This is a genomic window from Corallococcus silvisoli (assembly GCF_009909145.1).
In the GTDB taxonomy this organism is placed as follows: Bacteria; Myxococcota; Myxococcia; order Myxococcales; family Myxococcaceae; genus Corallococcus; species Corallococcus silvisoli.
Map to the genome: position 1 here is coordinate 538,930 of NZ_JAAAPJ010000006.1, position 18,916 is coordinate 557,845.

Sequence of the window (18,916 nt, forward strand, 5' to 3'; positions counted from 1 at the left end):
CTTTCGGGATGCCGGACGCGGGGTGCCAGGCGGCTTGAAGCCGCCGGTGCGCCCGGTGGTCCACTCATGCCTTAAATGAAACTGAGTTGCAATAATGGTCGTGCGAGTCAGGCCATCACTGGAGGTGTTCGATGACGAGCCCGAGCCCGGTGTTCGCGGTGGGCCCGAAGGTGACGGTGTATTGGACCTTGTCGGTCAGCTCGTAGCCGACCATCTGCTTCAGGCCGTCGCAGAACGGGCCGGTGGCCTGGGTGCCCACGGGCTCCAGGACGCGCTCGCCTTCCTTCACGGTGACGGGGATGTCGGGTGTGCTCAGGTAGAGGACGAAGTCGCCGGTGGCCCACGCCTTGAAACTGAAGGTGCCCACGGACAGTCCATGCTCCGGGCGCAGCTGGACGGTGTAGTGCGTGTGGAAGTCATCCACGCGCGGCTGCCGCTCCGGGGTGGCGGTGACGGTGGCGAAGGGACCGTTCGCGACGTGCCAGCAGGCGTGCGCGCCGTTGTCGCCGAAGTCGAAGCCGTCGCGCGGCACGTAGTGGGGGTCCGTCACGCACGACAGGCCCTGCTCGGTGGCCAGGTAGCCCCGGTCGCAGTGGCACCAGTCCGCGTCAGGCTCGCGGTGGAGGTGGCCGTGGGGCGCGCACGGGTCGGTCTGCTCCTGGGGTGTCTCATCGGGAGCGGGAGGGGCGGCGTCACCGCCACAGGCGGTCAGCGCCGCGACGCAACTGGCCAGGAGCAGGGGACGGAACGGGGAGCGCATGAAGGGCTTCCTCACCGGAGCGGTCAGGGTGATGGGGATGTCACGGAGCTGCAGGAGTGGCTGGATGGCGAAAGGGCCCGTGGACCTTGGAGGTGCCCACGGGCCCGGGTTCAGCGGCCTATTCGCCGGAGTGGCCTTCGTGCGCGGTCTCCTCGATGACGAGGAGGAACGAGTCGGACTGGGGAACGACGGCCGCGAAGTCCAGGCGGTAGTCGACCCCGCCCTCGAGGTCGGCGGTGACGGCGGTGCGCAGCGCGCCGCAGACCTCGCGCGGGATGGTGTAGCGGCACTCGAGTCCGACCTCCTCGTGGGTGGCGGCGTTGACGACGCGGAGGGCGCGGTAGGCGGACGTGAGGAAGGCGTACTCGGTGGACTCCTCGGGCGTGAAGATGAGGGAGCCCGCGTAGCCGAGCGTCCACTTCTTGAAGGTGATGGCCGGGAGCTTCACGTTGTACGCGGTGTGTTCGACGCTCACGTCCACGAAGGACGGGCCGCCGAAGGGCGCCGCGGTGATGGACTCGAAGGGGCCGTATTCGGCGTGGGTGCAGGAGTGCTCGGCGACCTCCGCGAGCGCCTCCGTGTCCTGGCAGGCGGCGAGCAGCTCCGACTGCTGGGTGACGGGGGCCTGGGGCTCGGGAGCGGGCTGCTCGGTGGGGCCACAGCCGGCGAGCAGGAGGACGGCTCCAGCGGCCAGCAGGGCACGGGAAGACAGGTGCTGCGTCATGGGGTGACTCCTTGGAGGGGTGCTGCGGGTGAGGGCTGGGGGCGGTCCGGGCGCAGGACGAGCCACGGGACGCGCACCTCGCCCGAGGGCAGGTGCTCGGGCGGAAGCTGGAGGTGGGCGCTGTCGGCGCTGGGGGTGAGCTCCGAGGTCCGTGCCCACGCGTCGCGGAACGACGCCTCGTCCGGGAAGGTGACGCGCGTCAGACAGCCGGCGGCGTAACAGCGGGCAGGCTCCGCCTGGAGGGTCCGCACGTCCTGATGGATGCGGGCCTGCCACGCGTCCAGCGCGGCGCGCGCTCCCCGGGTCCAGGGCTCCGTGCTGACGCCGGACGCCGTGAGCTCCGCCAGCACCGCGTCACGGCGGGCCTGGGCGCTGGGATGGTCCGCGCGCAGGGCCGCCACCAGCCGCAGGCGTGTGTCGGGCAGCACGCGGCGCGCACGGCCCCGCAGCTCTGGCTGGAGCGGTCCTTGGGTCGCCAGCGCCGCGTCGAGGAACGCCTCCGGTGAGGGTTCGGCTCCTTGGGTGGTGGACGTGGGCTCTTGCGCGGACAGGTCCGCGGGCGGAGCCGTCCGTACCCCTCGGGAATCAGGCCGGGCAGGCGCGGTCCGCCGGGAGCTGACCGACGCGGTGGGGACGGTCTCGAGGTGGACCATCACGGGCCGGTGGAGCCAGGCCAGCGCGATGCACGACAGCACCACCCCCGTGCCCCCGACACTCCAGACGATGCGGCTCATGGCGTCCCCTCAAGACGCACCTGTGGCGGTGCGTGGGCCGCCACGCCTTCCCGCGAGCGGCCCGGGATAGATGCCACAAAGAGTCAAATGCAATCAAGTTGCGTTTAATGGAGGAGTGTCCAGGAGTGGGAGCCATGGGGGCCTGGAGTCCATGAAGGAAAGCCGCTCCAGCCACCCGGGTTTGTCGTAGATGGGGCGCCATTCACCCCGCAGGCCCCGAGGTGCCGTGAAATGAGAGGGTCGTCCTTCGTGTCGCGTGTGCTGGTGTTGACGGTGCTGGTGCTCCCCGCGTTGGCGCAGGCGGGTTCCTATCTGCGGGTGGTGAGCTGGAACCTGCGTCACGAGGGATGGGCGGCGGAGCAGACGTACCTGGATGACGCGCGGCAGATCTGGAACCAGTTCGGTTCGAACAGCACGTCGAACAACGGCTGTGACCTGGTGTTCCTCCAGGAGGTGATGAGCACGGCGGCGGCGCAGGCCATCGCGCAGAACCTGACGCAGGTGTCGGGGGTGGCGTGGACGGCGGTGGTGACGCCGCTCCTCGGGCGTTCGTCCTACAAGGAGTCGTACGCGGTGCTGTACCGGACGGACACGGTGTCGCTGCTGTCCTCCACGGTGTGGAACGACACGGCGGACCTGTTCGAGCGCGAGCCGCAGGTGGTGAAGGTGCGCCACCTGAACACGGGCGCGGACTACACGTTCCTCAACTGGCACACGGTGTGGGGCACGGCGGCGGACCGTCAGCTGGAGGCGCAGGCCATCGACGACGTGTTCACGGCCGTGCAGTCCGACAGCAGCACCGACCAGGACGTCATCCTGGTGGGCGACCACAACATGCCCTGCACGCATGCGTCCTGGAGCCAGTTGAAGGCCGTGTCACCCGCGGTGACGTGCAAGCTGGACGTGCCCACCACGCTGAACACGTCCGGGGGCTTCGCCAACGCGTATGACCATTTCTGGATGCAGGACGCCTACGTGACGGAGTTCTCCAGCACGGGCCGCGACTACATCGCGGATACGAAGGACTACGTCACCCGGCTGTCGGACCACGCGCCGGTGTGGCTGTCCCTGTACTCCACCAGCGACACGGACTGACGCCGCATGCGCCTGAAGCGGATCCTGGCCGGGGTGCTGGCCGTCGTGCTCCTGGGCGTGGCGTGGTGGGCGGTGTCCAGCACGGCGTCCGCACCTCGCCTGTCGCCATCACCGCCGCCCCTGTCCTCGCGTGACGGGGACGCGGTCGTGCCCGAGGCCGTTCCTCCGGTGGAGGTCGCGGACGCGGGCCTGCGGCTGACGGCGACGCTCATGGGGGCGCATCCGTTCATCGGGGAAGCGCGAGTGGGCGCGGCGTTCGTGTCGGACGAGGATCGCGGGTGGTGGGAGGAGGAGGGACGCCGGCGCTTCGCGCGCACGGGGCCCTCGCGGCTGGAGGAGCTGGCCAACGTGCGGGAGTGGGTGAAGGCCCCTGTCATCGCATCCGAGCAGGGAGGCAGGGTCGGGCCGGTGGAGGTCCCGTCCGCGCCGCGCTACCTGCTGGCCGCCTTCGAGCCAGACGGGACGATCTGGTGGGCGGACCACATGCCCGCCACGCAGCCGGTGACGGGGACGGTGGACCTGGGGGTGCTGCGTGAGCAGCGCCCCACGGGCGTGCGCGTGCGGCTGGAAGGCGCGCGGGACGTTCAGGGGACCTTCTCCGTCCGGCTCCAACGCGTCGTGGAGCCTGCGGAGGTGGAGCAGGCCAGCGCCCTGTTGTCCGTGCTGGCGATGGCGGCGCCGGAGCTGATGCACGCCGTCCAGAATGATGACTTCATCCCGCTGGTGACGGATGGGGAGACGCGACTGGCGCCGCTGCCGCCGGACCGGTCGCTGCGTTTGTGGTTGCGCGCGCCGTCGGGAAAGCGGGGCCTGCCGGTGGAGGTGCCCCTGCGCGAGGGCTCCGTGGAGCCGGTGTCGCTCGACGTGGCGAAGGTGTTCCCCGAAGGGGTGGGAGGCTCGGTCACGCTGCGGGGCCGGGTGCTGTTGGGCAGCGGCGCGCGTCCCCTGGGGCCCGCGGTGTTGATTCGAGACGACGGCGAGCAGGTCCGGGTGGATGCGGACGGGCGCTTCACGATGCAGGGCGTGCCGACCTGGAAGCAGACCGCCTTCTCGGTGCGGCGGGAGCAGGAAGAGGAGGCGAGGCGGCCTGTGGCGCCTCCCTTCTGGGACTTTGGTTTCTCGCCAGCGGTGGCGATGCAGGGAACGGTGGACGTGGAATGGCGTGTGCCGGCGTACCAGTGGCTGGTCCTGCGGATGGATGGCTTCACGCGGGCACAACTGAAGGAGCGCTCCCTGCCGCTCTATCCGGTGTACCTGCTGGAGCGTCGTGACGAGCGGGGCGGGTGGAGCGAAGTGACCACGCAGGAGTTCATCCCCGAGGGTGACAGCGTCGCGGTGTCCCTGACGGAGCCCGGCACGTACCGGATCCAGGTGGCGTCGTCGCCATATGCGTCGCGTCCGAGCTCCGTGGCACGGATGGGAGAAGGGGATGGAGACGTGGAGGTGAGCCTTTCGCCAGAAGGCACTTCCGGGGCCTCCTGCGAAGTCCACGTCACCCGCCAGGGCCTTCCGGTGTCCGGAGCGCGGGTGACCGCGAGCGGGAGGGCCCGCTCGATGCCACCCGTCCACGGGGAGACGGACACCGCGGGACGATGGCGGCTGGGGCCCGTGCGGTCCGAGCTCCTCCTGCTGTGGGTGCAGGGCGCGGAAGGCGAGTCCTGGGAGGGCGATGGCGCGGAGGCGTGCCGCCGGTCGGGCGTCGTCGAGGTGGCGCTGTAGTCCCTCACCGTTTAGCGCCAGCCGTGACCCGCATCCCAGGCGAGCCCGCGGTCTGGAGCGCGCGGACCCGGCGCGGCCCAGGGGCGTCGAAGCGACGCCGTCGTCCGTCAGGCGGCCGAAGCCGTTAGAAGTTCGTCGCTGGGCGGGCTGGGCTCGGAGGCCTCTTCGCCGGCTTCCTCGGCGGCGCGGGCCTGGACGGTCAGGGCCTGCACCCACAGCTCCAGGATGTCCATCAGCGCGCTGCGCGTCTCGCCCTGGAGCGGCGACAGCAGCTTCGCCATGCGCTCCCGCACCTGGGCGTCGGTCTCTTCCGCGAGCGCACGGCCCGTGTCAGTGAGGCGCACGCGCACGCGCCGGCGGTCGTGCCGCACCGAGCGCTCCCGGCGCACGAGGCCGCCCTGTTCCAGGCGATCCACCAGCCGGCTCAGGCGGGGCATGGCGAGCCCTCCCAGGCGCATGGCGAGCACGCCCACGGGTAGCAGGCTCTCCGAGCGCAGCCACCAGAGGGCCTGGAGTTCCAGGGGCTCCCAGTGGGGATGGGTCAGGGCCGCCAGGGGGCTTGCCAGCGCGCCGCAACGGGCCGCGTCGACAAGGAGGTTCCGCCACCGTGCCACCTGCACGCGCACATCCACTGAAAGCTCCGTCATTCCACCCCTCCATCCCGTGGGCGCGAATCCGCGTCCGGCCTCGCATGGGGCGCCCAGGGCATCCCGCGGGCTTCCATCCCGCGAAGAGTCCAACGGGAATACGCGACGGGAATATCGCCCTGGTTGCTGACCTGATTATTTCCCGCCGCCGCCCGGGCTCAGCGGAAGGTCACGGCCCCAAAGGAGCCCCCGTCGGCGGAGCAGGCGAGGTGGTGGGGAAATACCGCCCACAGCCTCCCGCCCGCGACCTTCAGGCGAGCGAAGCCGGGGGCGGGACTGGGGACCTCCAGCGGGATGGGTCGTCTTCCCTCCACCCGAAGGACCCGGTCACGCACGCTGACGAAGACGTGACCTTGAAAGACGGCCATCGAGTGCGCCCGTCCGAAGCCGGACATGCCCCGGGGCTTCCCCAGGTGCGGTGTCGTTTCCAGGCCTTGCCGTCGTGGATCAGCAGGCGGTTGCAGTCCACTTCGCAGGTGGGCTCGAAGGGCAGGGCGGTGGTGAGCCGGTCCACGACGTGTTCGAAGCCCTTCGTCAGTTGCTGGAGGAGGGGTGGTTTCGCGGGCCGGGGTCGCTTCGCGCAGCCACGCGTGGAAGCCCTCGTCAGCGAAGGCGCTCTCCAGTCCCCGGAACGCGCAGGCGTGTGTGTCGTCGTGGAACGGGGACAGGGCCCCGCTCTCCTTGAGGAGGGCGGTATCTGCTTCCTTGAGCCGCGACGCGGCGGCCCCTGGCGATGACATGAACGCTGTCCATCGCGGGGCGCGGCCGATGCTCAGCTCCCGCTCGCCTTGCGCTGGGCGGACCGGGCCTTGGCGTGTGCCTTGTCGAAGCCTTCGTAGAAGCGCACGGCCTGCTCACCCACCATCTGGATGTGCTGGTTGTTGAGGTAGGCCGTGATGGGCGCCGCGACCAGCGGCATGGCCCGGCCCAGCGTGGACATGCCGCCCTTGTGCAGCAGCAGCGCGGCGAGCTTCCCCAGCACCTTCGGCCCCGAGCGGTGCAGCGGCCCCAGCCCGTTCGCGTAGCCGAACAGGTCCAGCAGCTCCCCCCGCGCGCGCTCCGTCTTGAGGTTCGCCTTGTAGAGCGTGGCCACGTCCGTCAGCAGGACGAGCTGCAGATACGCCATGAACGTCAGGTCCGCGGGCAGCGAGATGAGCCCGAACACCCCGCTCACGCCGCCCACCATCCCCGCCAGGCTCTTCTTCTCATCCACCAGCCGCTGCGCCAGCTCCTTGGTCGTCGCGGACGGGTAGCGCTTCTCCAGCGCCGCCACGCGCACGCGCGCCCGACCAATCTCCCCCTGGATGAGGTCCGACAGGCGCAGCGCCCCCAGCTTCTTCAGCTCCGCCGGGGACAGCTTCTTCATGAAGCCCAGCCGCTCCGTCACGCTGTCGTAGAAGGCCATGTCCTTCTCCTTGGGCCGCGCTCGCGGCCTGTCGTCTCTAGTAACCCCGCTCGGCCAGATACAGGTCCACCAGCGCGCCCTCTTCGTACCAGGCGTGCCGCATCTCCGACTTGAACCACCGCGAGTCCGGGCGCGCCTGCCGCACCTCCAGCTTCACCCGGTTGGGCCCCGTGTCGATGACCGCCGCGCGCGCCTTGCACGCCGCGCCGGGCTCGTCGCCGTAGCCACCCTCCAGGCACACCTCGTCGCCCACCGCCAGGCGCCGCGTGTACTCGCTGGCCAGATAGAGCGCGTCGTCGCAGCCGCCGCGCACCGACGCCTTCCCCAGCGCCGCGCAGCGGTCCTGCGAGGGCGCGCGGATGACGGGCACGTTCGAACTCACCGCGTCCTCGTCGTTGGGGTCACGCTGATACGGGCCCACCGACTTGCACCCCACCACCGCCAGGGCCAGCAGGCCCGCCCACGTCCACCTCATCGCGTCGTCTCCTCCGGGACGCGGGTTCCTTCCGCGCGTCCGCTCCAACAGGGAAAGAGCGGGAAGCATGGCAGACACGATGGGAGGCGGCAAAAGGTGCCGGAGCGCCCCGCGCCCTAGGCGATACGGCGCGCGGGCCCGGGGATTTCCTCGGTGATGCCGGGAACCGCCCGGTTCTTGCCGTCCACGAACACCACCTTGGGCTTCCAGTGGGCGAGCTCCGCCTCCTCGACCTCCGCGAAGGTGGCCAGGATGACCAGGTCGCCCGGCTGGTTCAGGTGCGCCGCGGCGCCGTTGATGCAGATGACTCCGCTGCCGGACTCGCCCTCCAGGGCGTACGTCTCCAGCCGGGTGCCGCGCGTGACGTTCCACACCGCGACCTTCTCGAACGGCAGGATGTCCGCCGCCTTCAGCAGGTCTCGGTCGATGGTCACCGAACCTTCGTAGTCGAGGTCGGCCTGGGTCACCGTCGCGCGGTGGATCTTGGACTTGAAGAGAATGCGGCGCATGGGGGCCCTCGGGAAGCGGCGCAACCGTAACGGCTCCCCTGGCCGGGGACAACATCCCCGGTGGCCCATGCACCGCCTGCCTCCTTGCATACCCTCCAGCTACTTCGTGAAATTCACGAGCTGGCTGAGGTTCAAGGGGACGGATTGCGCGTCCGACGTCAGGTTGCCCGTCAGGCTCACCTGCGCGTTGCCCCCCGAACGCAGGGCCATGGCCGCGGACGCGGCGCTCGCGAAGTGGATGGTCAACGGCAGCGTCACCTGCTTCGTCCCACTGCCGTCCAGCGTGCCCAGGTTGCCCGTGGACAGGTTGCCCACGTTCGCGCCCGCCACCTTCAGCGCCCCGGTGATGCCCGCCACCGGCAGGGGGAAGCTGTTGCGGTTGGTGATGGCCAGGGGGAACTCCACCGTGGCCCCGCTCAGCGTGACGTTCGTGATGCGCGGCGCCTGGAACTGCACCTGGGGAATCTTGGGGATGGGGAACGTGCCTTCCTTCTCCAGGGGGAACCGGATGACGCCGATGGGCGTCTGCACCCCGATGCTGCCCTGGGCCTTGAAGCTGGCAGCGTCCTTGTCCAGGAACGTCGTCACCACCGGCGCGATGTCCGCGAACTTCACGTTGGCGGGGAAGACCAGCTCGCTCTTGCCGTTGGACTTGAGGTTCAGCCCGCTCCGGGGCTTGCCGGCGACCAGCTGCTTGCCCTCCACGAAGAAGGCGTAGTCCACCGACGCCAGCTTCAGCCCCAGGCTGTTGGGATTGTCCAACTCATACACCAGGTCGACCGTGGCGTCGGACAGGGACGCATCCGCCAGCCGGGCCGTCTTGAAGTGCAGCGTGGGCTTCTTGAAGGCTCCGTTGAGCAGGCTCTGCAGCGCGGCGCAGCCGCTGAGCGTGGTGAGCGACAGGGCGAACAGGACCAGGAACGCGCGTTTCTTCATGGTGGGCATGGGCGTAGCAGAGGACGCCCCACGTTCGCGCGGATTCAATCGCGCGCGGCGGGGCCTCGGCGGGTGCACCTTCGGCACTCCAATGGTATGCGGCCAGCAGGACTCCCCCGTGCAGGAGGTTGGCCCGCCGTGACAGGTGGCACTTTGTCTCACCCCCCCGCCATCCCACAGGCCCCCCGCCCGGGGAGCTGGCTCGCGCTGGCGGTGGTGGCGGCGCTGTCCCTGGCGGGCTGTTCCCGGTCGCCCAGCGCGGAGGCCGGGCCGGTGCGGCGGATGGCCCTGACGCCGTGCCGGCTGGACGGGGTGGCCGCGCAGACGCTGTGCGGCACGCTGGAGGTCTTCGAGGACCGGGCCCGGGCGCAGGGGCGCAAGCTGTCGCTGCGCGTGGTGGTGGTGCCAGCGCTCGCGTCGCAGCCCAAGGAGGATCCGCTGTTCTTCCTCGCGGGCGGCCCCGGACAGGCGGCGTCGCGCACGCGCATCCTGCCCGCGCTGGAGCGCATCCGGCGTCAGCGCGACATCGTCTTCGTGGACCAGCGGGGCACGGGGGATTCGCACCCGCTGGATTGCGAGGCGCTCAATCCCTCGCGCGCGTCGCTGGCGGAGCGCTTCGAGGACCGCGAGGACGCGGACGTCATCCCCCAGTGCAGGAAGGGCTGGGACGCGGATGAGCGGCTCTACACCACGTCCATCGCCATGGATGACCTGGACGACGTGCGCGCGGCGCTGGGCTACGCGAAGGTGAACCTGTGGGGCATCTCCTACGGGACGCGCGCGGCGCTGGTGTACATGCGCCAGCACCCGGACCACGTGCGCACCGCCATCCTGGATGGCGTCGCCCCCATGGGGCAGTACCTGCCGCTGTACGCCGCGCGCGATGGCCAGCGCGCCCTGGACCTGCTGCTGGACGCGTGCACGAAGGACTCCGTCTGCGCGACGGCGTACCCGGACCTCCGGGCCCGCACGGAGGCGCTGCTCGCGAAGCTGGAGGCCACCCCCGCGAAGGTGCGCCTGCCGCACCCGCGCACGGGCGTGCCGGAGGGCTTCACCCTCACCCGGCGCGTCTTCCTGTCGGAGCTCTTCTCGCTGCTCTACAGCCCGGACGTCGCGTCGCTGGTGCCGCTGATGCTGGACCGCGCGGCGAAGGACGACTGGGCGCCCTTCGTGGCGCTGTCGCTGGGCCTCACCGACGAGGTCGCGCGCACCACCAGCCGGGGCATGTTCATGGCGGTGGTGTGCGCGGAGGACGCGCCCTTCTTCACGGAGGAGGACGCCGAGCGCGAGGCGAAGGGCACCTGGTTCGGCCCGCGCATGGCGCTGGACGTGAAGCGGGCCTGCGCGAAGTGGCCCCAGGCGAACGTGCCGAAGGGCTTCCGCGACCCGGTGACGTCGGACATCCCCACGCTGCTGTTGTCCGGGGAGCTGGATCCGGTGACGCCGCCCGCCTGGGGCGAGGAGGCGAAGCGCACCCTGTCTCGCAGCCTGCACGTGGTGGTGCCGGGGCTGGGGCACAACACGGTGGGCGCGGACTGCGCGCGCACGCTGATGGCGGAGGTGCTCGCGCGCGGCGGCGTGGAGGGCCTGACGCCCGACTGTGGGGCGGGCCTGAAGCGGCCGCCCTTCTTCACCTCCTTCGCGGGCCCCGTGCCTTGAGGAACCCCAGGCGCCATGATTGAAGCCAGGAACCTGCACAAGCGCTTCGGCGCCGTGACGGCGGTGCACGACGTGTCCTTCACCGCGGAGGACGGCGTCATCACCGGCCTGCTGGGCCCCAACGGCGCCGGCAAGACGACGACGCTGCGCATGCTCTACACGCTGGTGCGCCCCGACGGCGGCACCGCCACCGTGGACGGCGTGGACGTGGCCCAGCGGCCGGAGGTGGCCCGCCGCGCCCTGGGCGTGCTGCCCGACGCGCGCGGGCTCTACCCTCGCCTCACCGCGCGCGAGCACGCCCGGTACTTCGGGGAGCTGCACGGGCTGTCCGGCGCCGCGCTGGACGCGCGCGTGGAGGAGCTGGTGGAGCTCCTGGACATGAAGGAGATCGCGGACCGGCGCACGGAGGGCTTCAGCCAGGGCGAGCGCGTGAAGGTCGCGCTGGCGCGCGCGCTGGTGCATGGCCCGCGCAACGTGCTGCTGGACGAGCCCACCAACGGGCTGGACGTGATGGCCACGCGGTCGGTGCGCACGCTGCTGCGCAAGCTGAAGGCGCAGGGCTGCTGCGTGGTGTTCTCCAGCCACGTGATGCAGGAGGTGGCCGCGCTGTGTGACCGCATCGTGGTGGTGGCGCGCGGGCGGGTGGTGGCGGACGGGACGGCGGACGCGCTCCGCGCGAGCACTGGCAAGGACAGCCTGGAGGAAGCCTTCGTGAGCGTGATTGGCAGCGAGCAGGGGTTGCGCGAATGAGGGGGCAGGTCGGGACGGTGCTGCGCAAGGAGGTGCGCGACCACCTGCGGGACCGGCGCACGCTGGGCTCCGCGGTGATGTGGCCGCTGTTGGGCCCGCTCGTGTTCCTGGTGATGTTCAACATGATGGCCTCCTGGTACCGGCAGGACCGGCCGCTGGAGGTGCCGGTGGTGGGCCGCGAGCACGCGCCCAGCCTGATGGCCTTCCTGGAGCGCTACGGCGCGAAGCTGTCGGAGGCGCCGAAGGACTACGAGGCGCTGGTGCAGGCCGGCACGCTGGACCTGGTGCTGGTGGTGCCGGAGGACTACTCACGGGACTTCGCCCGGGGGCACACCGCCGCGGTGCGGCTGGTGATGGACAGCTCGCGCAACAAGGCGCGCCAGTCCGTGCAGCGCGCGCAGCGGATGCTGGCGGCGTATGCGCAACAGATGGGCAACCAGCGCCTGTTCGCGCGGGGCGTGTCCCCGGAGCTGGCGGAGCCGGTGCGCGTGGACGAGCTGGACCTGTCCACGCCGGAGCGCACCGCGGCCACGGTGCTCACCACCATCCCCCTGTTCCTGGTGATGGCGGCGTTCGCGGGCGGCATGCAGCTGGCCAGCGACACCATGGCGGGCGAGCGCGAGCGCGGCTCGCTGGAGCCCCTGCTGCTCAACCCCGCCCCGCGCGGCGCGCTGGTGGCGGGCAAGTGGCTGGCCACGTGCGCCATGGCGGCCACGGGGGTGGTGTTGTGTCTCGTGGGCTACTTCCTGGTGGTGAAGCGCGTGCCGCTGGAGGACCTGGGCGTGCGCGCCCGGTTCGACGCGCCCGCCGCGCTGGGCATGCTCGCCGCGGTGCTGCCGCTGGTGCTGGCCGCGTCCGCCGTGCAGATGTGGGTGTCCACCTATGCGCGGTCGTTCAAGGAAGCACAGACGTACCTGTCGCTCCTGATGGTGCTGCCCACGCTGCCCGGGATGATGCTCGCTCTGTCGCCCATCCAGACGCGGACGTGGATGTTCGCGGTGCCGGTGCTGGGGCAGGAGCTGCTCGCGGGCGAGGTGATGCGCGGCGAGTCCCTGGGCCCGGTGCCCTTCGTGCTCGCGCTCCTGTCCTGCGTGGGGGTGTCAGCGGTGGCCCTGCGCTTCACCACGCGCTTGCTCTCCCAGGAGCGCATCATCTTCGGACGGAGCTAGCAGGCAGGCACGCGCGCGTCGACTGTCGCCGGGGCGCCGCATGCGCAGCATGTTCTCGTGACAGGGGCGGCGAAGTGCCGTCCAATGTTTCGAGATGACACCCGAGCGAGAACAAGAATCCCTGCTGCCCTTCGCCCCGGCCTCGGTGGCCTCCACGCAAGGAGAGCCCCGGTTCGGGACGTACCAGGGGGAGCTGCCCGAGGTGGACCTGCCGCGCCTGCTGGGGAAGTGGGCGCCGGGGCGCGCCACGCGCCTGCTCAAGCGCAAGCGCTGGCACTACACCTTCGTCGCCACGCAGGAGGTGGCGGCCCTCTTCGCGGTGGTGGACCTGGGCTACACGGCCAACGCCTTCGCGGTGGCGGTGGACCTCCAGGAGATGAAGCCCCTGTGCGACGTGAGCTTCCTGGGGGTCCCCGGGCCGCTCGCGGAGGTGAGCGACAAGCCGGGGGCGGGGCTGGTCGCGGCCTTCCGCACGCTGGGCGGGCGCATGTCCGTCAAGCGCGGCGCCGCCGACGAGCGCTACCAGGTGGAGGTGGACGTCAGCCGCATGCGCACGCAGTCGCTCCAGAGCTTCCAGTGGAACGGCGAGCTGCTGGTGGCGGGCGGCCCGCCGGCCCTCACCGTCATCGCGCCGGTGGAGGGGGATGGGCTGGTCAACGTCACCCAGAAGCGCAGCGGCCTGCTGGCCTTCGGGAGCCTGGAGGCGGGCGGCAAGCGCTTCCGGCTGGATGGCGGCGTGGGTGGCATGGACTACACGCAGGGCTACCTGGCGCGGCACACCGCGTGGCGCTGGGCCTTCGCGGCCGGGCGGCTCCCGGATGGCACGCCCGTGGGCCTCAACCTCGTGGAGGGCTTCAACGAGGGCGTCACCGAAGCCAACGAGAACGCCATCTGGCTGGGGGACCGGCTCTATCCCGTGGGGCGCGCGCGCTTCGACTACGACGCGAAGGAGCTCCTGGACCCGTGGCATCTGACGACGGCGGACGGCGCGGTGGACCTGCGCTTCAAGCCCATCTACGTGCACCGCGATGAGCGCAACCTGCGCCTCGTGGTGAGCCACTTCGCCCAGCCGGTGGGCTTCTTCGAAGGCACCCTGCGCGTGGCTGGCCAGGAGCTGCGGCTGTCCAATGTCCCGGGCGTCACCGAGGACCAGGACATGCTCTGGTAGCAGGGCCCCGCGCGGCCTGTCCCGCCAGGAAGCGGCCGTGCGTGCGAAGGCCGTGGAGCCCCGGACGCGGCGCGATGGTTCATGGATGCGGCGGGGGCGCGGTGTAGGCTTCGCGCTCTGTTCGTCAGAGGAGGACTCCGCGCCATGTCCTGCCCGCACTGTGGTCAGCCGCTCCCTGAAGGCCTGTCGTCGCGGACGTGTCCCCACTGCGGCCGGGACGTGACGCGGACCGGGGACGCGCCCGAGTCACCCGTCATGGACGACGTGGCGGACAAGGCCCAGCGGGCGGCGGACTCGGCGGGCCGCGCGGTGCGCACCGTGCTGGATGATCCCCGGCTGCGCGAGCGGCTGCCGGGGGGCTCGCTGCCGCTGCTGGGCGCGGGGCTGGTCGCGGCGGCGGTGCTGGTGCCGGTGCTGCCCTTCGTCGGTGGAGGGCTGGGCCTGTCGTGGGCGGCGTTGATGCTGGTGGCCAGCGGCATGCTGGGCGCGCGCGAGTGGAGCGCCGCGGGCCGCGCGCTGCCGCCCGCGCTGGCCCCGGTGGTGAAGTGGGCCGAGCACCCGGCGTTCCTGCCCCTGTTCACGGCGCTCACCGTGACGCAGGCCTTCCTGTCGCTGGAGCTGGGCGTGGCGCCCCTCCTGTGGGTGCTGGCGGCGGTGGTGCTGGGCTCGGTGCAATGGCGGGCGTTCCGCGCCTCGCCCATGGGGGAGGCGTCGCTGCCCCGGCGGCCCGGGGAGGTGCGGCTGAAGCGGTGGGTGTTCGCGGGCGTGGCCGCGTGCGCGCTGGGGATGCTCCTGCCGTGGAGCGCGTCGTGGACCGGCTCGCTGGTGCCCACCGCCCGCATGGAGCGCCAGCGCGACATCACCATCGACAACAACTTCGCCTGGGACATCCAGGAGCACCACACGTGGAAGTTCAACACGCTGGTGTTCCCGGCCTCCACGCCCGGCGCGGGCACCGGGCGGGGCCGCCTGGGCGCGACGGGCGTGGTGCTGGGGCTCCTGGCGTTGGGCGTGCTGGCGTCCGTGCGGCGCGCGCGGGAGGCGGTGCCCTCCGCGCTGCCGGCGCTGCTCGCGGGCCTCATCACCCTCTGGGCCCTGACGGGCCTGTCCGCGCGGCCGGGACCGTGGCTGTTCCTGCTGGGCATCCTCGCGGTGGACGTGGCCGTCGCGCGCGAGGGGCTGGGGCCCCGGAGGGAGGCGCCTCCTCCGGAGCCGCCCGCGTCAGCGTGACCGCGCGGCGCGGCCCTGGACGATGGCGCGGAAGGAGCGGCTGTGCAGCTCCTCCAGCGTCAGGCCGCTGCCCCGGGCCTCCTCTTCGGTGAGCGCGCCGCACGCGAGGCCGCGCAGGAAGAAGTTGAGCAGGCCCTGGCCGGTGGCGGCGTCGTCGAACACGTCCCCCAGCAGGGTGGCCTGGGCGGCCTTGTCCACGAAGGCCTTGAGCCGCTGGGACGCCGGCTCCAGGCCCTCCAGGAAGAAGGCGTAGACGGCGGCATAGCGCACGGGCAGCTGGGCGGGGTGCAGGTCCCAGCCCTGGTAGTACGCGCGCTCCAGCGAGTGCCGCGTGTGCCGGTAGGCCACCTGCCACGCGCGGTGCACGGCGTCGGTGTTCTCCCGCTGCTGCGTGGGGAGCAGCGGCGCATCCCCCTGCTTGCGGTGCGGACCCACGGGCATGACGTTGGTGGCGCCGTCGGACAGGCGCACGCCGCTGCCCGCGAGCAGCACCTGCACGGTGTCGCGCAGGTGGTCGCAGGCGGGGTGGAGCATGCTCTGCGCGTGCGCGCTGACGTCCAGCGCGGCGGTGTAGTCGTAGACGCCCAGGTGCACGTGGGAGCAGCGGCCCTCGCCCGCCTCCACGAGCGAGCGCAGGTGGGGCCGGCCCCGCGCGTCGAAGAGGGCCTGGGGCGTCTCCACCATCAGCTCCAGCGCCAGCGCGCCGGAGGGCAGGTGGTGGGCGGACTCCAGCCCCGACAGCAGGTGGGCCAGGGCGGTCACCTGTTCGGGCACCGTGACCTTGGGCAGGGTGACGACGAAGGAGGGCGGCAGCCTGCCACCGGATTGCTCCAGCAGCGCGGTGACGAAGAGGTCCAGGGTGCGCGAGGCGCGGGCGTACAGCTCCTCGGTGAAGGACTTCACGCGGATGCCGATGAACGGGGGCAGCGCGCCCTGCTCCAGGCCGCGGGCCAGCTCCGTGGCGGCGGAGACGGCGTGGGCGTCCTCCTCCGCGTCGGGGCGGTGGCCGTAGCCGTCCTCGAAGTCGATGCGGAAGTCCTCCACGGGCTCGCGCTGGAGCTTGTCCATGACGCGGGCGTGGACGCGCTGGGCGAAGGCGCCGCGCTGGGGCAGGCCCAGGCCGTGGGCCAGGGCGGCCCCGTCGGGCGCGTACTCGCGGAGGGCCGCGAGCGCCAGGTCCCCCATCTTCCGCGCGGTGCCGGCGCGGAAGAGGTGGGCGCCGCCATACACGGTGTGCACGGGCTGGCGCCGGGAGGAGTCGCCCGGGTACGCGTGGCTGAAGGCCACGTTGGCGCGGCGCAGGGCTTCGCGGGAGGCGGCGGAGGCTTCGGGCGTGAGCGAGGTCTTCATGATGGCGCGCCGGATATCATCACGGCTGGCGCTTCAGCCACGCGGCCACCTCCGGGGCCACGCGCTCGCGCAGCGCCACGTCCTGCGACAGCCGCTCCAGCGTCTGCGCGGTGGCCTGCTGCGCCTCCGGGATCGGGTTCGCGTGGAGCAGCGCCTTCACCTGCTCCAGGTGCTCGCGCGTGCGCAAGAGGCCCAGGCCCTCCACCACCCGGCGCAGCAGCATGGGGGCCGCGCCCGTGCGCGTCACCAGGTCCTGCCAGCGCTTCTGGAGCTGCTCCCACCACGCGTCGCGCCCGGCGCGGTTGCCCAGGAGGCCCGTCGCGAAGCTCGCCACGTCCTGCGTCTTCACCGTCTCCGAGAACAACAGCGCCTGCGCCCGCGCCGTCAGCTTCGGGTCCTCGAAGGACGTGAGCGCCATCAGGTAGCGGCGCTGCGTCGCGGGGTCCGGCTCCTTGGGCATCCGCCGCGACAGGTCGTCGAAGAGCGCCGCGTCGCCCGCGCGCGCCACCATGCCCACCGCCGTGTCCAGCAGGTTGGCGTCCAGCGCGGACTTGTCCCCCTGGAGCATCCGCGCCACCAGCGGCCGGGCCTGGGCCAGCACCTCCGGACTGCGCGCCAGGCCGCCCACCGCGCGCACCAGCGCCGCGCGGCGCAGCCGCACCCGGTCCGGCTCGCCCTTCGCGGATTGCCAGCCCAGCTTCTTCAGGCCGCCGCCGAGCAGCTGCTCCACCCACCGGCGGAAGCGCTCCTGGTCCGCGCCCTCCGTCAGCCGGTTCTCGATGTACCCGAGCCGCCCGACCAGCTCGTCCAGCACCGCCTCGTCCTCCTCGTCCCCGAAGCGCGCCGCCAGGTCCAGCAGGTCCGCCACCGGCGCCTGCCCCGCGCGCACCAGCGCCCACGTGTCCGCGAGCAGCGAGATGCGCTCCGACGGCGCCAGCGTCCCCAGGTTCGCCGCCAGCCGGTCCAGCGCCGGCTTCTCGTACGCCACCCGGTAGAAGCCCGTGGAGCCGCCGTTGGCGCACAGCCACTTCACCTCGCCCGCGCCGTCCAGCGTCACCGTCGTCCGCGCGTCGCGCAAGAGCACGCGCTGCTCGCGCACGCCCGCGCCGTCCTCGAACCGGAGCACCATGGGCACCGGCCACGTCTCCGCGCTCTTCACCCCGGGCTCCGAATAGAAGCGCCGCTGCGACAGCGACACCTGGCGCCCCTCCACCTTCACCGCCACCAGCGGGAAGCCGCTCTGGCCAATCCACGCCGTGGCCAGCTCCGACACCGGCTGCTTCGCCGCCTCACCCAGCGCGTTCCACAGGTCGTCCTTCACCGCGTTCGCGCGCGCGTGCTTGCGCATGTACAGCCGGATGCCTTCGCGGAAGGGGCCCTCGCCCAGGAACCCTTCAATCATCCGCAGCACCGCGCCGCCCTTCTCGTAGGTGATGGCGTCGAAGCTCTCCCCCGCCTCGCCCGCGTTGCGCACCTCGCCGTGGATGGGGTGCGTGGACTTGAGCGCGTCCAGCGCCAGGGCGCTGGCGCGGTGCGAGTCGAAGTCCAGCCACATGCGCCACTCCGGCCGCCACTGGTCGACAATCTTGAACGCCATCCACGTGGCGAACGCCTCGTTGAGCCAGAGGTCGTCCCACCACACCATCGTCACCCAGTTGCCAAACCACTGGTGCGCCAGCTCGTGCGTCACCACCTCCGCCACGCGCTTCTGCACGGACAGGGGCGCGGTGGCCGGGTCCAGCAGCAGCGCCACCTCCCGGTAGGTGATGAGGCCGGCGTTCTCCATCGCGCCCGCCTCGAAGTCCGGGATGCCCACCTGGTCCACCTTGCCAAAGGCATACGGCAGCCCGAAGTAGTCCTGCAGCCGGGGCAGCACCTGCAGCGCCACGTCCTGGCCGAACTTCGCCAGGTGCGCCTTCTCCGGCAGCGCCCACGTGCGCACCGGCACCCCCTGCGCCTGCTCCTCCGGCGTGCCCACCAGCGGGCCCACCACCAGCGCGACCAGGTACGAGCTGAGCAGCTCCGTCTCCTGGAACGTCACCTTGCGCAGGGCGCCGTCCGCCTCGTCCTTCACCACCTTGCCGTTGCCCAGCACCGTGTGGCCCGGCGGCACGCGCACCGTGAGCGCCCAGCGGGCCTTGAAGGCGGGCTCGTCGAAGCAGGGGAACAGGCGCCGCGCGTCCGCGGCCTCGAACTGCGTCGCGGCCACCTGGCCCGCCGCGTACAGCCCGCGCAGGCCGTCGCTGAAGTGCCCCGTCCACAGCACGTCCAGCGTGGCGCTCCCCACGGGCAGGGGCGCGTCGAACGTGAGCACCACCGTCTCGCTCACCGGGGCGACGCGCTTGGACGCGGGCTTGCGGGTGTCCTTGCCGGCGCGGAAGGTGACGTCGCCCAGCTCCAGCGCGTTGGCGTGGAGGATGATCTCCGTGGTGGGCTGGGACAGCTCCAGCTCCACGCGCTGCTCGCCCGTGAAGGTGCGCCCCTCCAGGTCCAGGGTCACCGTCGCCGAGTAGCGGCGCGGGCGGAGGGAGGTGGGCAGGCGGAAGTTCTTGTCGTCGGTCGGATGCGCCATAGGGGCGGCAATCT

At 71.8% G+C, this 18,916-nt stretch carries 17 protein-coding genes; 7 read left to right on the forward strand and 10 right to left on the reverse strand.

Annotated elements, in window-relative coordinates; genetic code table 11:
* Positions 1–115 precede the first annotated feature (115 nt).
* The 3 genes from GTY96_RS13955 to GTY96_RS13965 form a co-directional block, all read right to left on the reverse strand.
* Positions 116–760: a hypothetical protein gene (locus tag GTY96_RS13955; RefSeq protein ID WP_161664964.1), complete on the reverse strand. Its 645-nt coding sequence runs from the start codon at positions 758–760 to the stop codon at positions 116–118.
* Positions 761–878: 118 nt separating this feature from the next.
* The gene (locus GTY96_RS13960; protein WP_235685582.1) at positions 879–1,484 is read right to left on the reverse strand and encodes a hypothetical protein; all 606 of its coding nucleotides are present in this window, start codon (positions 1,482–1,484) and stop codon (positions 879–881) included.
* Entirely contained in the window at positions 1,481–2,218 is a 738-nt protein-coding gene (locus GTY96_RS13965; RefSeq protein WP_161664965.1) for a hypothetical protein, read from the reverse strand. The genes GTY96_RS13960 and GTY96_RS13965 overlap by 4 nt, the downstream gene beginning before the upstream one ends.
* Positions 2,219–2,449: 231 nt before the next feature.
* Here GTY96_RS13965 and GTY96_RS13970 point away from each other — a divergent pair, with 231 nt between their 5' ends.
* Both GTY96_RS13970 and GTY96_RS13975 read left to right on the forward strand, forming a co-directional pair.
* The gene (locus tag GTY96_RS13970) at positions 2,450–3,313 is read left to right on the forward strand and encodes an exonuclease/endonuclease/phosphatase family protein (RefSeq protein ID WP_143903090.1); all 864 of its coding nucleotides are present in this window, start codon (positions 2,450–2,452) and stop codon (positions 3,311–3,313) included.
* Between the two features lie 6 nt (positions 3,314–3,319).
* Positions 3,320–5,032 (forward strand): carboxypeptidase regulatory-like domain-containing protein, encoded by a 1,713-nt coding sequence (locus tag GTY96_RS13975; RefSeq protein ID WP_161664966.1) that lies wholly within the window; start codon positions 3,320–3,322, stop codon positions 5,030–5,032.
* A 107-nt stretch (positions 5,033–5,139) separates the two neighbouring features.
* On the opposite strand, the gene GTY96_RS13980 is transcribed toward GTY96_RS13975, so the two are convergent.
* The 5 genes from GTY96_RS13980 to GTY96_RS14000 all read right to left on the reverse strand — a co-directional run bounded on the left by GTY96_RS13980 (position 5,140) and on the right by GTY96_RS14000 (position 9,013).
* Entirely contained in the window at positions 5,140–5,679 is a 540-nt protein-coding gene (locus tag GTY96_RS13980) for a MarR family transcriptional regulator (RefSeq protein WP_143903087.1), read from the reverse strand.
* A 772-nt stretch (positions 5,680–6,451) separates the two neighbouring features.
* Positions 6,452–7,084 (reverse strand): EcsC family protein, encoded by a 633-nt coding sequence (locus GTY96_RS13985; protein ID WP_143903085.1) that lies wholly within the window; start codon positions 7,082–7,084, stop codon positions 6,452–6,454.
* Positions 7,085–7,121: 37 nt separating this feature from the next.
* Complete coding sequence (locus GTY96_RS13990; RefSeq protein ID WP_143903083.1) at positions 7,122–7,559, reverse strand: hypothetical protein; 438 nt, start codon at positions 7,557–7,559, stop codon at positions 7,122–7,124.
* A gap of 116 nt (positions 7,560–7,675) precedes the next feature.
* Complete coding sequence (panD, locus tag GTY96_RS13995; RefSeq protein ID WP_161664967.1) at positions 7,676–8,068, reverse strand: aspartate 1-decarboxylase; 393 nt, start codon at positions 8,066–8,068, stop codon at positions 7,676–7,678.
* A 99-nt stretch (positions 8,069–8,167) separates the two neighbouring features.
* Positions 8,168–9,013: an LEA type 2 family protein gene (locus tag GTY96_RS14000; RefSeq protein ID WP_143903079.1), complete on the reverse strand. Its 846-nt coding sequence runs from the start codon at positions 9,011–9,013 to the stop codon at positions 8,168–8,170.
* Between the two features lie 87 nt (positions 9,014–9,100).
* Between GTY96_RS14000 and GTY96_RS14005 the strand changes: the two genes are divergently transcribed.
* The 5 genes from GTY96_RS14005 to GTY96_RS14025 all read left to right on the forward strand — a co-directional run bounded on the left by GTY96_RS14005 (position 9,101) and on the right by GTY96_RS14025 (position 14,980).
* Positions 9,101–10,663: an alpha/beta hydrolase gene (locus GTY96_RS14005; protein WP_370456591.1), complete on the forward strand. Its 1,563-nt coding sequence runs from the start codon at positions 9,101–9,103 to the stop codon at positions 10,661–10,663.
* 15 nt (positions 10,664–10,678) lie between these two features.
* Entirely contained in the window at positions 10,679–11,413 is a 735-nt protein-coding gene (locus GTY96_RS14010) for an ABC transporter ATP-binding protein (protein WP_143903077.1), read from the forward strand.
* Entirely contained in the window at positions 11,410–12,582 is a 1,173-nt protein-coding gene (locus GTY96_RS14015) for an ABC transporter permease (RefSeq protein ID WP_143903075.1), read from the forward strand. The genes GTY96_RS14010 and GTY96_RS14015 overlap by 4 nt, the downstream gene beginning before the upstream one ends.
* A gap of 94 nt (positions 12,583–12,676) precedes the next feature.
* Positions 12,677–13,750, forward strand: coding sequence for a DUF2804 domain-containing protein (locus GTY96_RS14020; RefSeq protein ID WP_143903073.1), 1,074 nt, complete (start codon positions 12,677–12,679; stop codon positions 13,748–13,750).
* Positions 13,751–13,894: 144 nt separating this feature from the next.
* A complete protein-coding gene (locus GTY96_RS14025; RefSeq protein ID WP_143903071.1) occupies positions 13,895–14,980 on the forward strand; it encodes a zinc ribbon domain-containing protein in 1,086 nt (361 codons plus the stop codon).
* Here GTY96_RS14025 and GTY96_RS14030 read toward each other — a convergent pair.
* Both GTY96_RS14030 and GTY96_RS14035 read right to left on the reverse strand, forming a co-directional pair.
* Positions 14,972–16,330: a DUF6986 family protein gene (locus tag GTY96_RS14030; RefSeq protein ID WP_201756036.1), complete on the reverse strand. Its 1,359-nt coding sequence runs from the start codon at positions 16,328–16,330 to the stop codon at positions 14,972–14,974. The genes GTY96_RS14025 and GTY96_RS14030 overlap by 9 nt on opposite strands.
* Positions 16,331–16,349: 19 nt before the next feature.
* The gene (locus GTY96_RS14035) at positions 16,350–18,902 is read right to left on the reverse strand and encodes a M1 family metallopeptidase (protein WP_143903067.1); all 2,553 of its coding nucleotides are present in this window, start codon (positions 18,900–18,902) and stop codon (positions 16,350–16,352) included.
* Positions 18,903–18,916 lie beyond the last annotated feature (14 nt).